Source organism: Streptosporangium carneum (assembly GCF_027922005.1).
In the GTDB taxonomy this organism is placed as follows: domain Bacteria; phylum Actinomycetota; class Actinomycetes; order Streptosporangiales; family Streptosporangiaceae; genus Streptosporangium; species Streptosporangium carneum.
Genome location: NZ_BSEV01000012.1, coordinates 140,433 through 155,333 on the forward strand (window position 1 = coordinate 140,433; position 14,901 = coordinate 155,333).

Below are 14,901 nucleotides of genomic sequence, written 5' to 3' on the forward strand. Positions count from 1 at the left end.
GCGGGCGTCGCACGCTTGGCCCCATGGATGTGAAGGTCAGTGTCGTGGTACCGGTGTACAACCCCGGTGACACCGCCGACGCGTGTATCCGTTCGGTGCTCGAGCAGTCGATGGCCTCGGAGGAGTACGAGGTCATCTTCGCCGACGACGGGTCGGACGACGGGACCCAGCTGCGCCTCGACGCCGTCGCCGCGAACCGTTCGAACGTGCGGGTGCTCCACCTCGGGCGGACCGGCTCGCCGATGCGCGGCCGCAACGTCGCGATGGCGGTCGCCAGAGGCGAGTACGTCTACATGCTCGACCAGACCGACCGCCTCGAGCGGGTCGCGCTCGAGCGGATGTACGCCCGCGCGGTCGAGACCGACGCCGACATCCTCATCGGGCGGCTGGTCGACGGCCAGTCGCCGCCGTCCAAGATCTTCGAACGCGACCGGGACCGCGCCGACCTGCTCAAGGACCGGCTGCTCACCCTGCTGACCCCGCACAAGCTCTACCGCAGGGCCTTCCTGGACGCCGAGGCGCTGGCCTTCGCCGATCCGGGGGGCACCCTGGCGGAGCAGACCTTCGTCGCGAGGGCGTACCTGCGGGCCAAGGTCGTCGCCGTCCTCGCCGAGCAGGTCTGCTGCCACCTGGGGGAGCGCGCGGAACAGCAGGACAACCCCTACGTCCACGGCGCCGAGCTCCGCGAGCTCCTCGACGTCGTCGACTACGAGGTGCCCCCCGGGCGGCGGCGCGACCGGATGTACGCGCACTGGTTCCGCACCGCCGTGCTGCGACGCCTCGCGGGCGCCTCGTTCGTGCTGTCCTCCAGGGACAGGGCGGCGACCTTCACCACCCTGCGGGAGCTGGTCGTCCAGCGCTTTCCCCCGCGACTCGACCGCTACCTTCCCGTCCACCTGCGCGTCAGGGCGGCGCTGCTCCGCGCGGGCAGGCTCGACCAGCTCCTGCTGCTCGCCCAGGCGATGCGCGGCACCCGCCTGCGGGCCGAGCTCACCGACCTCCTCTGGGAGGACGGCGCGTTCACCATGGGGCTCAGCGTGGAGATCGTCCGCGCGGGCGGCGAGCCGGTGCGCTTCGTCCCGCACGGCGAGAACGGCCTGATCTGGCAGCCTCCCGTCCCCCTCGACGGGACCGCCCTCCCGCCCGAGCTGGCCGACGTCACCCACGCCGCGTCCCGGGCCAGGTTCGAGGTCTACGCCAGGCACGAGGACACCGGCCTCATCTACTTCCTGCCGGTCGCCTGCTCGATGACGCGCAGCCGCCATCGCAACGGGGTCAGGCTCCAGGTCACCGGAACGGCCAGGCTCGACGCGGCGACCGCCGCCCTCGGCCACCCGCTGCCCTCCGGGCTCTGGGAGATCCACGTGCGGATGTACGGCGGAGCCGACCAGGCCCGAGCCCGGGTGACCGGGTCCCCGCTGAACTGCACGGGGACACTGGCCAACCACTCCGACCGGCTGATCATCCCCTGGTGGTCGGACCTGGGGGAGCTGGGCGTCTGCGTCGAGCCCCGCTCGTTCGCCGAGTCGATCGTGCTGGTCTCCCCGGGGGCGACGGTCACCCCGCAGCGCGACCACGTCTTCGTCGTCGTGCCCGTGCCGTACGTGCCGCCCAGCGGCGGGCCCACCGCCGAGCTGGTGCTGCGCAGGGCGACGCGGGGGGAGCACGAGGTCTGCGCGCCCGCGCTGGTCGAGCCGGGGGTGCCGGGACAGCTCGCGGGGCGGCTGGTCGCCAAGGTCCCGACGCGGCGCGTCTACCGCGAGGGCTTCCTCGCCCCCGGCGACTGGAGGCCGTTCCTGCGGGTCGACGACCGGGAGGTCGGGCTCCGCTTCAAGGTCGGGATGAGCTTCGGCGGCAGGGTCGAGGTCCACGCCTCCTCGGCGGCCAGACGGCCCGCGTTCCGCTACCCGCTGCTCAAGCGCGTCGCGTTGCGGATCCCGGGAATCCGCAACGCCGTCCGGGTCACCCGGAGCGTGCAGCGGCGCTACATGCCGGGCTGACGCGCGTGCCGTCCCGCCGGTCCCGCGCCGCCGCCCCGTGCCCCACGAGGGCCGTCCGGCTGTCCCCGCGCCGCCGCCTGCCCCGCCCGCCCCGTGCTCCACGGAGGCGCGCGGGTCACCGGCCGCTGAGCCTGTGCAGCCGCAGGGCGAGCTGGACCTCCAGGGCCCTGTCAGGGGCCTGCCAGCCGGGGCCGAGGAGTTGTGCGACCCGTTCGAGGCGCTGGGTGACGGTGTTGACGTGGATGTGCAGGGCCTCGGCCGTACGGGAGAGCGAACCCTTCGTGCCGAAGTACGCGGTGAGCGTGCGCACCAGCGCGGTGCCCCTGCGGGCGTCGTAGTCGAGCACGGGGCCGAGGGTCGAGGACAGGAACGCCTCGAGGTCGCGTCCCTCGCCGACGAGCAGCCCGACGAAGCCCAGCTCGGCGGCGCTCGCGCCGTCTCCGGCCCTGCCCAGGGCGATGAGCGCGTCCGCGCAGCGCCGTGCCTCCCTGTGGGCCGCGCCGACCCCGGCGGGACCGCGCACGGGACCGCAGGCGCCCGCGGTCGCGGGGTGGCCGAGGGAGGCGCTCAGCTCGGCCGCCACACGCCTGGCGAGCTTTCCGGGGTCGTCGCCGGGCAGCAGCAGCACCACCTCGTCCCCGCGCTGGGCGGCGAGACCGTGGTTCAGCGCGGCCTGGGAGGAGGCCCAGAAGCCCGCGCGTTCGCGCCCCTCTCCGTGGCGGGCGACGACGACCACGTGGGCGTCGTCCAGCTCGACGCCGACCCGCCTGGCCCGTTCGGCCAGGCCGTCCAGGGCGGGACGGGAGATCAGGTCGTCGAGCAACTCGCCCCTGACCCGTCCCTCGGCCTCGGCCACCGTGCGGCGGAACAGCAACAGCAGGGCGGTGACCAGCGCGGCCCGTTCGAGGATGCGCTGGTCGGTGTCCGCGACCCGCTCCTCCGCCCGCAGCACGAGCGTGCACAGCGGCTCCGCGCCCACGTCGACCGACGCGACGAGCAGGTTCCCCCTCCTGACGGTACGGCCGAGCGCCCTGGACGACCGCGCCGCCTCCGCGACCACGGCCGCGACCGTGGCGCGTCCCCTCCGGCCGCCGCCCCCGCCCCTGCCCGTTCCCTCGCCCGTGTTCCCTGACCGGCTCCCGGGCCCCCGGGCGGGCAGGCCCGCCTCAAGCTCGGCCGCGTCCCCGGCGATCGGCCGCCCCGCGTCGTCCAGCACGACGAGCGCGCCGCCGAGCACCTCGGTGACCACGGCGGCGACGTCCTCGATCCCGCCGCCGCGCAGCACCAGCCCGGCCATCCGGTCGTGCGCGAGCGCCGCCCGCTCGACGGCGCTGCTGCGCGCGCTCGCCTGCAGGTTGGCCTCGCTGAGCTCCTCCAGGGCGTTCCTGGTCTCCTGCAGCAGCCTGGCGTTGTCGATCGCCACCGCCGCGTGCGCGGCCAGCGAGCCGAGAAGCACCACCTCGTCCTGGGTGAAGGGACGCACACTCCGGTTGGCCGCGAACAGCACCCCGATGACCCGCGTGCCGAGCTTGAGCGGCACGCCCAGGATGGCGACCAGCCCCTCCTCGATCACGGCCTCGTCGATGTCCGCCTTGTGGCGGAAGCGCTCGTCGGCGAAGTAGTCCGCCGTCGAGTACGGCGTGGCGGTCTGGGCGACCAGCCCGCCCAGGCCCGCGCCCATGGCCAGCCTGAGCGCCCTGAACTTGGCCGAGACCGAGCCGTCCGTCACCCGCATCCAGGTGTCGCCGCGCTCGGGGTCGTGCAGCGTCATGTAGGCGGCGTCCGTGCCCAGGAGCTGCCGTGCCCGGCGCACGATGGCCTCGAGCACCGCGTCCAGGTCCCGCAGCCCGGCCAGGTCGCCCGCGGTGTCGAACAGCGCCGACAGCTCGGCCTCGCGCCTGGCCCTGCGCCGCAGCAGCGCCCGCACCCGCAGCGCGGCGAGCTTGGCCTCCTCCAGCTCGGCCAGCGTCGCCGCGTCCGCCCCCGCGGCTCTCGCCGCCAGGACGGGCCCCTCGAACTCGGCCGCTGAGGCCTCCCTGGCCAGTAGTTCGAGGAAGACCCGCGTGCTCATGACGTCCATTGTCCCGCCTGGCGGGATCAGCGAGCCGTCCAGCCTCCGTCGACGGGCAGGGACGCCCCCGTGACGAACGAGCCGTGCGGCCCGCACAGGTAGGCGACCAGCTCGGCCACCTCCTCCGGATCGATCAGCCGCTTGATCGCGGCGGGAGCGAGCATGATCCGTTCGACGACCTCGTCCCCGCCGACGCCGTGGCTTCTGGCCTGGTCCTCGATCTGGTTCTCCACCAGGGGAGTGCGGACGTAGGCGGGGTTCACGCAGTTGGAGGTGACGCCGTGCGCGGCCCCCTCGAGGGCGATGACCTTCGACAGCCCCTCGAGGGCGTGCTTGGCGGTGACGTAGGCCGACTTGTACGGCGAGGCACGCAGGCCGTGGACCGAGGAGACGTTGACGATCCGCCCCCAGCCTCGCTCGTACATGCCCGGCAGCACCGACCTGACCAGCAGGAACGGCGCCTCGACCATGACCTTGAGCATGGTGGCGAAGACCTCGGGAGGGAAGTCCTCGATCGGCGCGACGTGCTGGAACCCGGCGTTGTTCACCACGACGTCCACGTCCGAGGGGATCGCGGCCACGAAGCCGGGCGACGACAGGTCCGCGACCACCGGCGTCCCGGCGATCTCCTTCGCCGCCTCCGCCGCGGCGTCGGCGTCCACGTCGACCACGAACACGTGCGCCCCCGCGGCGGCGAGCCGGCGCGCGCAGGCACGCCCGATCCCGCTGCCCGCTCCCGTCACCACGGCTCGCCGTCCGGCCAGATCAGTCATGACGTCGAATCTAGGCAATGACCCAGATCACATCCCATGTCGCCCCCGACACACTCCGCCTCCGGCCTGTGCGCCGCCCGGGACGGCCCGCCCGGCCGCGGGGCCGGGTCCGTGCCTCCTTCCAGGAGGGCAGGCGGACCTCCCGGGAGAGACTCAACGAGCCCCGGGAGGTTCCGGAAGGTCTCGGTGGATCTCCCGGGAGGGGAGGTTCCGGCGGACGGGGTGACTCTCCCGCGGAGGGAGAGTCCAGCTCGTGCGGCGCTCAGACGGTGACCGGGTAGGTCAGCGCGAGCTCGTCGCCGGGCAGGCCGCGGATGCCCCAGTTGACCTGCGGAGACTCCATGATCACAATTTCCAGGTCCTCGGCGGGGAGGTCGAGCTCCTCCTGCGCCCTGGCGAACAGGGTGCGGATCAGGTCACGTTTGGCCTGGTCCGACCTGCCCTGGAAACAGATGATCTCCACGATCAGGTAGCGCTCGCCACGCTGCGGGCAGACGAAGTCCTCGGCGTCCAGCAGCAGGAAGCGGTGGAACCGCTTGTCGGCGGGCAGCCGCCACACCTCGGTGAGGCAGCCCTGCACGGTGTCGGAGATCTCCTGGCGTCTTTCCGACCAGACGTCGCGGCGGCCGTAGAACTTGATCTGAGTCATGATCCGGATCCTCCCAAGCGATCTCCCTGGGAGGGCGGCCGGGTCATGGAGAGCACGTCCAGCAGGGCGTCGAGCTGCTCCTCCGTCAGGACGCCGTTGGCGACGTGGCCGCGCTCGACGACGATCTCCCTGATGGTCCTGCGCTCGGCCAGGGCCTGCTTGGCTATCTTGGCGGCCTCCTCGTACCCGACGTGCCGGTTGAGCGGCGTGACGATCGAGGGGGACGACTCGGCGTACTCCAGCAGGCGGTCGGCGTTGGCGGTGATGCCGTGGACGCACCGGTCGGCGAGCAGCCGGGAGACGTTGGCGAGCAGCCGGACGGACTCCAGCACGTTGCGGGCGATGACGGGAAGTCCCACGTTCAGCTCGAAGTTGCCGGAGGCTCCGGCGAAGGCGATGGCCGCGTCGTTCCCGATGACCTGGGCGGCGACCATGCACACGGCCTCGGGGATGACCGGGTTGACCTTGCCGGGCATGATCGACGACCCCGGCTGAAGGTCGGGGAGGTTGATCTCGCCGAGCCCGGCCCTGGGCCCCGAGCCCATCCAGCGGAGATCGTTGGCAATCTTGTTGAGGGAGACGGCGACCGTGCGGAGCTGGCCCGACAGCTCCACCACGGCGTCCCGCGCGCTCTGGGCCTCGAAGTGGTCGGGAGCCTCGGAGAACGGCAGCCCGGTGGCCTCCCTGAGCTTCTCGATGACCTTGGCCGCGAAGCCGGGCGGAGTGTTGATCCCGGTCCCGACGGCCGTGCCGCCCAGGGGGAGCTGGACCAGGTGGGGGATCGAGCCGCGCACCCGGGAGATGGCGTTGTCGATCTGGGTCGCGTAACCGCCGAACTCCTGGCCGAGTGTCACCGGGGTGGCGTCCATCAGGTGCGTGCGGCCCGCCTTGACCACGTTCTCGAACTGCGTCGACTTGTTCCTGAGCGCGGTGGCCAGGTGCCGCAGGGAGGGAATCAGATGGTAGGTCACCTCGGTCGCGGCGGCGACGTGGATCGAGGTGGGGAACACGTCGTTCGAGGACTGCGAGGCGTTGACATGGTCGTTGGGGTGGACGGGGCGGCCCAGGCGCTCCTCGGCGAGAGTGGCGATCACCTCGTTGGCGTTCATGTTCGAGGAGGTGCCGGAGCCGGTCTGGAAGACGTCGACGGGGAACTCGCCGTCCCACTCGTTCTCCGCCACGTCCGTCGCGGCCTCGGCGATCGCCTCGGCCATCTCCTTCTCGAGCACCCCCAGTTCGGCGTTGACCTCGGCCGCGACCGCCTTGATCAGGCCGAGCGCGGCGATGTGCGGGCTCTCCAGGCCACGTCCTGAGACGGGAAAGTTCTCCACGGCCCGCTGGGTCTGCGCCCGCCACTTCGCGCTCGCGGGAACCCGCACGTCACCCATCGAGTCATGTTCGATCCGATACTCGCTCATGGATCCAGTCTGCGTCCTGCCCGCCGAACCCCGGATCCACCCCGGCGATCCGCTCCCCGGCTTCGGTCTGTGTCCTGTGGGGTGGGTCTCGGGTCTGTTCGGGGGCGTTTCCCGCTGGGGGGCTGTGTTCCGCCCGTGAGCTCGGATCCGCCCCGGCGATCTGTTTCCCGGCTTCGGCGTCCCGGTGTCGGGCGCGGGGCGGAGTGCCTTCTCCGTCGTGTCGGAGTGCTTCGTGGCGCCGGTGCGGCGAGGGGGGACGTGGGCCTGATCGGCGCCGATGGGCGGCGCGCGGCCGGGAGGGGCATGACGGCATGACGGCATGACGGGTCGCGGTGTCCGGAGCCGGACGCCGCGACCCGTCGTCGAGGTCTGTCAGCCGGTGAGGGCCGAGACCGCCAGGATGACGATCACCACGAGGGCGAGGGCCGCGATTCCCATGAGGACGAGCACGCCGACGCGGCTCTTGGCGGGGGCGGGCCGCTGGCCGTTCTGGGCGGGCCCGCCGTTCTGGCCCGCGATCGCGAACAGGTCGGTTCCCAGGCCGGGATGGTTCGGGAGGCCTCCGGGAGTGCCCGCCGGCTGCCACGGACCCTGTGGCGCTCCCTGCGGCCCTCCGAAGCCGCCAGGCGGGCCGTCGGGCGACGCGCCGACCGGACCCGCGGGCTGCCGTGCCATCGGCGCTCCCGGCCCCTGGGGGAACGCGTGCGGCGCCGTGTCCGCGTATCCCGGACCTCCCGCAGGGGGGAATCCTGGCCCCTGGGCCGCCTGGGGGCCCGGGGACGTCACGTTCGGCTGGGCGGGCCGCCCGGCCACCGGTGTGCCGAGCCCCGTGGGGCCGGAGGAGCCGCGCGGTCCGGCGACCGGCCTGTCAGGGCGCACGCCCGTCGGCGAGGCGCCCGCCCTCGAGGCGGGGGCCGCGACCGGGGGCGCGGGAGGCTCGGCGGGCGCGCCGGGTCCCGGGGGCAGCCTGAGGCCGCCCTTCGGGCGGATGACCAGCACCGTGCGATCGGCGTCGAACTCCTCGTCCGCCTCCTGCGCGCTCTCGGGCCCTGACGGCTTCGCGGGCGCCGACGGCTTCGCAGCCCCTGACGGCTTCGTAACCTCTGACGGCTTCGCGGACTCCGCGGCGGCGTCCTTCGCGCCCTCGGACGCGGCACGTCGCTCCGCGGGCGCCGACGTCTGTTCCGTGGACGCCGACGTCTGCTTCGCGGCGGCGGGAGCGGACGCGGTGGATCCGGTGGACCCGGCCGGGGCGGAGGGAGTCGGGGCGGGGGTGGCGGACGACGGGGTGTCCGCCACGGTCCTGAGCATCGCGATCGCCTGGGCGAGCGACGGCCGTGCTCTGTGGTCCCTTTCGAGGAGTTGCTCGAGCGCCGGGCGCAGCGGTCCCGCCTGGGTCGGCGGGTCGGCCTTGTCGGTCATCAGCGCGGCCAGCGTCTCGGCGACCGAGGAGCGCTCGTAGGCGGGGCGGCCCTCGACCGCGAAGTACAGCGTGGCCCCGAGCGACCACAGGTCGGACTCGGGCCCGGTGTGCTCCCCCCTGGCCCGCTCGGGCGCCGTGTAGCCGGGGGAGCCGATCACCATGCCGGTCTTGGTGAGGCTGGTGTCCCCTTCGGCCTTGGCGATGCCGAAGTCGGTGAGCACCACCCGTCCGCTCTCGGTGATCAGCACGTTGCCGGGTTTGACGTCGCGATGGAGCACGCCCTGGTCGTGGGCGGCGCGCAGCGCTCCCAGAAGGTCCACCCCGATCTCGGCGACGAGCCTGGGCGGCAGCGGCCCCTCCTCCTCGATCACCTGCTCCAGGGAGCGCGCCTGCACGAGCTCCATGATGATCCACGGGCTGCCGTCCTCGACGATCGCGTCGTGAACGGTGGCCACGGAGGGATGGCTGATGCGGGCAGCCGTACGACCCTCACGGATCATGCGCTCCCGAAGTTCGGCGCGTTGTGCCTCGCTGAGCCCGGGTTCCTGACGGATCTCTTTGATCGCGACCTCGCGGCCGAGGGAACGGTCGTGGGCACGCCAAACCGTGCCCATCGTCCCCCGGCCGAGCGGTGCGATCAGCTCGTAGCGGTCAGCGAGCACGCGCGTCTGCTGTTCCGGCATGAGAAGAAGATAGCGATTCTTTCTTGAAGCTCGCTTTACCCTCGCTTGCGTAGCTCCCTGGGCCACAACAGGCGCGGGAGCACCAGGCGGATGAGCGGCGTGACAAACCGCATGAAAGGGTGTGGTTCCGGGGCTCGCTCGACCGGCTTGCGGTGCACGCCCTCCGTGGGGCGGCGGTGCATCCGAGGCTGGGGCATCGGGGACGGCGGGGGAGCGACCGGGGCGGGGGCCGAGACCGGCGTCGAGCCCGCGCGGTGCAGCCCGCGGTGCTGCGGGCGGCGGTTGAACGACGGGACGCTGATCATCGCGGGGTTCCTGACGGCCCGGCCCGTGGGCCGGGAGAGCGGCTCCTCCGCCACCCCTCCCGCCGCCACCCTGGCGAGCATCATCGAGGCCCTGACCGCGTCGAGTCTGGCCGCCGGGTCGATCATGAGAAGGCCGCGCAGCACCGGGGTCAGCGGTCCCGCCTTCTCCATCGGGATCGGTTCGCCGCTGGTCAGCGCGGCCAGCGCGGCGGCGGCCGTACGGCGTCCGTGCAGGCCGCGGCCCTCGACGGCGGTGTAGAGGGTCGCGCCGAGCGACCACAGGTCGGCGGAGGGGGTGGCCTTGGCGCCGAGCACCCGCTCGGGCGCGATGTATCCGGCCGAACCGAGCACGATGCCGGCCTGAGTGATCGACACGTCGCCCTCGAGCGCGGCCAGGCCGAAGTCGGTGAGCACCGCCCGCTCGTTGGTCACCAGGACGTTGCTGGGCTTCACGTCGCGGTGCAGGATCCCCTTGGCGTGCACCGCCCGCAGCGCGCCGAGGACCTGGCGTCCGATCTCCGCCGCCTCGCGCGGCGGCAACGGCCCGCGGTCCTGGAGGAGCTGCTCCAGCGACCTGGCGCGGAGCAGCTCCATCACGATCCAGGGACGCTCGTCCTCGGTGACGACGTCGAAGACGGTGATGACCGAGGGGTGGGCGACCATCGCGGTCGCCCGGCCCTCGCGCTCGGTCCTGACGCACAGCTCGGCCCGCAGGTCCTCGTCGAGGACGAGCGGCAGCCGCACCTCCTTGACCGCGACCTCGCGGTCGAGCAACTCGTCGTGCGCCCGCCAGACAGTGCCCATGCCGCCGCGCCCGACCGGCTCGAAAAGCCGGTAGCGCGCTGCAAGAAGGTATCCGGACGGCGCACGCATGTGGGGCAGCTTACCGATTTGCGTAATGCGACCAGTAGAGACCGGGCCGAAACTTCTTGCGATCTTAGGTCAGATTTTCGTACTCGTTACTGTTGAGAAGCGCTGCGTGACGTCGTTCCAGTTGACCAGACCCCACAGCTTTTCGACGTAGTCGGGGCGCACGTTGCGGTACTGCAGGTAGTAGGCGTGCTCCCAGGCGTCGAAGACCAGCAGCGGCGTGGTGTTGATCCCGACGTTGCCGTGGTGGTCGTAGACCTGCTCGACGACCAGGCGGCGGCTGAGCGGCTCCCAGGCCAGGATGCCCCAGCCCGAGCCCTGCACCCCGGCGGTCGCGGTGGTCAGCTGCTTCTGGAAGGCCTCGAACGAGCCGAAGTGCTCGTCGATGGCCGCGGCCAGCTCCCCGTCGGGGCGGTCGCCGCCGTCGGGGGAGAGGTTCTGCCAGAAGATCGAATGCAGCACGTGCCCGGACAGGTTGAAGGCGAAGGTCTTCTCAAGGCCGACCAGGCCGCCGAACTCACCCTTGTCGCGGGCCTCGGCCAACCGCTCCAGCGTGTCGTTGGCGCCCTTGACGTAGGCGGCGTGGTGCTTGGAGTGGTGCAGCTCCAGGATCTCGCCGGTGATCGCGGGCTCCAGCGCCGCGTAGTCGTAGGGCATGTCCGGAAGGGCGTACTCACCCATGAAGGTCTACCTCCTCGTTGATCTCTGCTCCATCGGACACTATTGCAACTTACTTGCACATGCATCAGACCTGCGACCTAGGACTCTCCTCTATTGCAAGTAATTCGCAACTGCAGCATGATGGCAGGTGTCAGTTCGGTCCTGAGGGGTCTCGCGCAACCTCGACCGGCGGACGACGCGGCGCCGCATGGCCGCGCCGTCCGGAACGGTCCACGCGGAGGCGTTCGCACCGCCGCCGCGGCGCGAGGCTCCTGATCGGATCCGTGCTCTCTCCCGTCGCCCGCCGGGGAGGCGAACGGGCGTGCGCGGCCGGTCCGCCGGACGTGTGCGCGCCGAGGCGTGTGGTGAAGGACGCGGGGAGGCGCGGGCGAGCCGTGCGCGGCCCTGTCGAGGCCGCTCCGGTGCGGCGAAGGGGTGACGCGGGTGTCGGGATTCCGATCCCCTCAGGCCCGCTCTGGAAGGACTACAGGTCGCCGGAGGACCATCCTGTCCAGGACTCGACCTCGATGAGCACGACGGGGCCGTGCGGAGGCCGGTCGCGATACTGCGGGTAGCGGTCGCTCAGCCGTGCGACGGCCCGTTCCCTGGCCGCGCCGCTCCCGACGATCCTGGCCCTTCCGTCGGCGCGCACCCACCACAGGCGTGACCAGTCGTCCTCGTAGTGGTCCGCGAGCAGGCACACCCTGTCGTCGGCGGCGATGTTGCGCAGACGGCGCAGATCCGTCGTGCGCTTCGGTTTGTGGTCGACCGCGAAGGAGATCGTGTCGCCGTCGACGTCGAACGTCACCGGGACGAGATGGGGCGCGCCGAGGGCGTCCACCGTGGCCAGCCGCGCGACCCTGGCCGCCCGGAACCTGTCCCGTGCCTGGAACGTGTCCATCCGGCCATTGAATCAGCGCGGGTCGCCCGCGATCTGCGGATGAGCGGGAACGAGGGCCGGATTCCCGACGAATCCGGCCCTCGTCCCGTCGGGGGCGACGGCGGGGTCAGCGGCGGCCGATGGACAGCACGGGGCCGGTCCTGTCGGTGAAGAAGTCGTCTCCCTTGTCGTCCACGACGATGAAGGCGGGGAAGTCCTCGACCTCGATCTTCCAGACGGCCTCCATCCCGAGCTCGGGATACTCCAGGACCTCGACCTTCCTGATGCAGTCCTGGGCGAGACGGGCGGCGGGGCCGCCGATGGAGCCGAGGTAGAAGCCGCCGTGGGCCGCGCAGGCGTCGGTGACCTGCTTGGAGCGGTTGCCCTTGGCCAGCATGATCATGGAGCCGCCCGCGGCCTGGAAGCGCTCCACGTAGGAGTCCATGCGGCCCGCGGTCGTGGGACCGAAGGAGCCCGAGGCGTAGCCCTCGGGGGTCTTGGCCGGACCGGCGTAGTAGACCGCGTGGTCCTTGAGGTACTGCGGCATCTCGCCGCCCGCGTCGAGCAGCTCGCCGATCTTGGCGTGCGCGATGTCGCGGGCGACGACCAGGGGGCCGGTCAGCGACAGGCGGGTCTTGACCGGGTACTTGGTCAGCTCTGCGAGGATCTCCGGCATCGGACGGTTGAGGTCGATCCTCACCACGTCGTCGGACAGGTGCTCGTCCGTGGTCTCGGGCAGGAACCTCGCCGGGTCGGTCTCCAGCTGCTCCAGGAAGATCCCCTCGGGTGTGATCTTCGCCAGGGCCTGGCGGTCGGCGCTGCAGGAGACCGCGACGGCGACGGGGCACGAGGCGCCGTGCCGGGGCAGGCGGATGACGCGGACGTCGTGGCAGAAGTACTTGCCGCCGAACTGGGCGCCGATGCCGAGCTTCTGGGTGAGCTCGAAGACCTTGGCCTCCAGCTCGGTGTCGCGGAAACCGTGGCCGCTGGGGGAGCCCTCGGTGGGGATGGAGTCCAGGTAGCGGGCGCTGGCGTACTTGGCCGTCTTCAGCGCGAACTCGGCGGAGGTGCCGCCGACGACGATCGCCAGGTGGTACGGCGGGCACGCGGCGGTGCCGAGGGAGCGGATCTTCTCCTCCAGGAACTGGAGCATCCGCTTCTCGTTGAGGACGGCCTTGGTCTCCTGGTAGAGGAACGACTTGTTCGCGCTTCCTCCGCCCTTGGCCATGAACAGCAGCTTGTACTCGTCGGCGTGGCCGTGGGGGTCCTCGGCGTAGAGCTCGATCTGCGCGGGGAGGTTGGAACCGGTGTTCTTCTCCTCCCACATGGTGATCGGGGCCATCTGGGAGTAACGCAGGTTCAGCTTGGTGTAGGCGTCGTAGACGCCGCGCGAGATGTGCTCGGCGTCGGCGCCGTCGGTGAGCACGTGACGACCGCGCTTGCCCATCACGATCGCGGTTCCGGTGTCCTGGCACATCGGGAGCACGCCGCCCGCCGAGATCGAGGCGTTCTTGAGCAGGTCGAGCGCGACGAAACGGTCGTTCCCACTGGACTCGGGGTCGTCGATGATCTTGCGGAGCTGGGCCAGGTGGGACGACCGGAGATAGTGGGAGATGTCGTGGATCGCCGTCTCGGTCAGCAGGCGCAGCGCCTCGGGGTCGACCTCAAGGAATCTGCGGCCCGCGGCCTCGACGACGCGCACCCCCTCGGCGCTGATCAGACGGTATGACGTCTCATCCGGCCCCATGGGGAGCAGGTCGGTGTAGTCGAACTCGGGCATCGTCTTCGGTCCTCCGTGCCGGGGGCCTTCTCCGGTCCCATAGAGGGTAAGGCCTGCCGATCGTGCCCTTCCGGCCTGGTCGAGCGCCGGGAGGCCTGCCTCGGCTCCGTGCCTCCTCTGATCTCGCCCCAACAAAAGCGACATGAGATGAGAAATGGGGATTTGGGATAAGCATTGCCCTCTCGTGGCGTCTCACACTTCCCCGTGTCCGAAGACTCAGAGGAAGCTGGAAGTGAGGCCGGGCCGGGCCCGGTGAAAGCCGGAGGACGTCATGGAGACCGGAAACATCGTCATGAGCAGCAACGTCGTGATGCTCGCGATCCTCGCGCTTCTCGTGGTGGCAGGACTCGCGATCTCGCTCATCGCGATCGCGCTCGCGACAATCAGGAGCGTCGACGGCCAAGCTCCCCAGCAGCCCGCGGACATCTCGAAGGCCCAGCGGCTGAAGGAACAGCTGAAGGAGCAACTGGCGCAGCAGACGGGCCAGCAGACAGGCCAGCAGACAGAGCTGCCCCGACAGCGGACGGGCTCCTCGCGGGACTCGGAGAGGCTGTCGCACTGAGACACACGACGCTCCCCGGAGCGGCGGTGACGTCCAGACCCGTGTCGGGAACATCGGGAGGCCGGCGGTTCCCCCGCCGAGTCCGACGTTCGTGAGAAGTCGAGGACCGACTGGCCGATCCGCATCCGGCCGTCGACAGGGCGGCGGGCGGGATCGCCGCCCAGATCACCCGCGGGCCGCGCGAGGCCGTACGGCAGGGCAGGCCGTACGGCAGGGCAGGCCATACGGCAGGGCAGGCCGGCCGCGGGGGCACGGCCGCCCGCCGGCAGGGATCCGGCCGGGGACCTCGGGTCGCGGGCCCTCGCCACGCCGCCCTCGGACGCGCTCGACCACGGCGACCCCGGCGCGCGTGAGCCGCGCGAGGAGTCGGCCGCCTACCCGCGCAGGGTCCGCGCCGACGAGGTCGTCCGCGCCCTCGCGGGCAGGTTCGAACGCCTGCCGCGGGATCCCTGACCGTGGGAGCCCGTGCACGACGGGACGCCGACCGGCGGCGTGGGAGGGGGCGGGGCCGTCGGGGCGACGGCCGTGCGGCGCTCGCCGGAGGCGTGGGAAGCGCCGGAAGAGGCCCGCCGGACCGCCCGGGAACGGCTGGACGAGCCCGCTGGAGTGTGGGGGCTTGTGATCGGCCGCGCGTTGTTGTACCCCTCCGATGAGGACGTGGCCACGGCCGTCGGAACCGCCGTGGCGATGCTGGAGGTGGCATGAGCGAGAGATCGGGCGGGCACGACGCCGCAGGCCGGTGTCCCGGCGGCCGGAGAGACGGGGACCGGCGTCCTGACGCGTCGCGGGGACGGGGTCGGCGTTCCGCGGAGCCACGGGGGCGGCGT

At 71.9% G+C, this 14,901-nt stretch carries 12 protein-coding genes; 3 read left to right on the top strand and 9 right to left on the bottom strand.

Annotation, left to right across the window (positions count from 1 at the left end):
* The first annotated feature begins 23 nt into the window (after nucleotides 1-23).
* The gene (locus tag PKF00_RS24860; protein WP_271220043.1) at nucleotides 24-2,000 is read left to right on the top strand and encodes a glycosyltransferase family 2 protein; all 1,977 of its coding nucleotides are present in this window, start codon (nucleotides 24-26) and stop codon (nucleotides 1,998-2,000) included.
* A 115-nt stretch (nucleotides 2,001-2,115) separates the two neighbouring features.
* Here the strand turns inward: PKF00_RS24860 and PKF00_RS24865 are convergent, their stop codons facing one another.
* The 9 genes from PKF00_RS24865 to PKF00_RS24905 all read right to left on the bottom strand — a co-directional run bounded on the left by PKF00_RS24865 (nucleotide 2,116) and on the right by PKF00_RS24905 (nucleotide 13,512).
* The gene (locus PKF00_RS24865; RefSeq protein ID WP_309298431.1) at nucleotides 2,116-4,071 is read right to left on the bottom strand and encodes a helix-turn-helix domain-containing protein; all 1,956 of its coding nucleotides are present in this window, start codon (nucleotides 4,069-4,071) and stop codon (nucleotides 2,116-2,118) included.
* Between the two features lie 26 nt (nucleotides 4,072-4,097).
* The gene (locus PKF00_RS24870; RefSeq protein ID WP_271220045.1) at nucleotides 4,098-4,844 is read right to left on the bottom strand and encodes a 3-hydroxybutyrate dehydrogenase; all 747 of its coding nucleotides are present in this window, start codon (nucleotides 4,842-4,844) and stop codon (nucleotides 4,098-4,100) included.
* Between the two features lie 262 nt (nucleotides 4,845-5,106).
* Complete coding sequence (locus PKF00_RS24875) at nucleotides 5,107-5,493, bottom strand: tautomerase family protein (RefSeq protein WP_271220046.1); 387 nt, start codon at nucleotides 5,491-5,493, stop codon at nucleotides 5,107-5,109.
* Nucleotides 5,490-6,911 (bottom strand): class II fumarate hydratase, encoded by a 1,422-nt coding sequence (locus PKF00_RS24880; protein WP_271220047.1) that lies wholly within the window; start codon nucleotides 6,909-6,911, stop codon nucleotides 5,490-5,492. The genes PKF00_RS24875 and PKF00_RS24880 overlap by 4 nt, the downstream gene beginning before the upstream one ends.
* A gap of 372 nt (nucleotides 6,912-7,283) precedes the next feature.
* The gene (locus tag PKF00_RS24885) at nucleotides 7,284-9,017 is read right to left on the bottom strand and encodes a serine/threonine-protein kinase (protein WP_271220048.1); all 1,734 of its coding nucleotides are present in this window, start codon (nucleotides 9,015-9,017) and stop codon (nucleotides 7,284-7,286) included.
* A gap of 35 nt (nucleotides 9,018-9,052) precedes the next feature.
* Entirely contained in the window at nucleotides 9,053-10,195 is a 1,143-nt protein-coding gene (locus tag PKF00_RS24890; protein WP_271220049.1) for a serine/threonine-protein kinase, read from the bottom strand.
* Nucleotides 10,196-10,264: 69 nt separating this feature from the next.
* Nucleotides 10,265-10,873: a superoxide dismutase gene (locus PKF00_RS24895; protein ID WP_271220050.1), complete on the bottom strand. Its 609-nt coding sequence runs from the start codon at nucleotides 10,871-10,873 to the stop codon at nucleotides 10,265-10,267.
* A gap of 463 nt (nucleotides 10,874-11,336) precedes the next feature.
* Nucleotides 11,337-11,753 carry a TIGR03668 family PPOX class F420-dependent oxidoreductase gene (locus PKF00_RS24900; protein WP_271220051.1) on the bottom strand — a complete coding sequence of 139 codons (417 nt, stop codon included), beginning with the start codon at nucleotides 11,751-11,753 and terminating at the stop codon, nucleotides 11,337-11,339.
* Between the two features lie 106 nt (nucleotides 11,754-11,859).
* Entirely contained in the window at nucleotides 11,860-13,512 is a 1,653-nt protein-coding gene (locus PKF00_RS24905; protein ID WP_271220052.1) for a fumarate hydratase, read from the bottom strand.
* 271 nt (nucleotides 13,513-13,783) lie between these two features.
* On the opposite strand from PKF00_RS24905, the gene PKF00_RS24910 reads away from it, so the two are divergent.
* On the top strand, nucleotides 13,784-14,074 hold the full coding sequence (locus tag PKF00_RS24910; protein ID WP_271220053.1) for a hypothetical protein: 291 nt from the start codon (nucleotides 13,784-13,786) through the stop codon (nucleotides 14,072-14,074).
* Between the two features lie 465 nt (nucleotides 14,075-14,539).
* Nucleotides 14,540-14,779: a Cgl0159 family (beta/alpha)8-fold protein gene (locus PKF00_RS24915; RefSeq protein WP_271220054.1), complete on the top strand. Its 240-nt coding sequence runs from the start codon at nucleotides 14,540-14,542 to the stop codon at nucleotides 14,777-14,779.
* Nucleotides 14,780-14,901 lie beyond the last annotated feature (122 nt).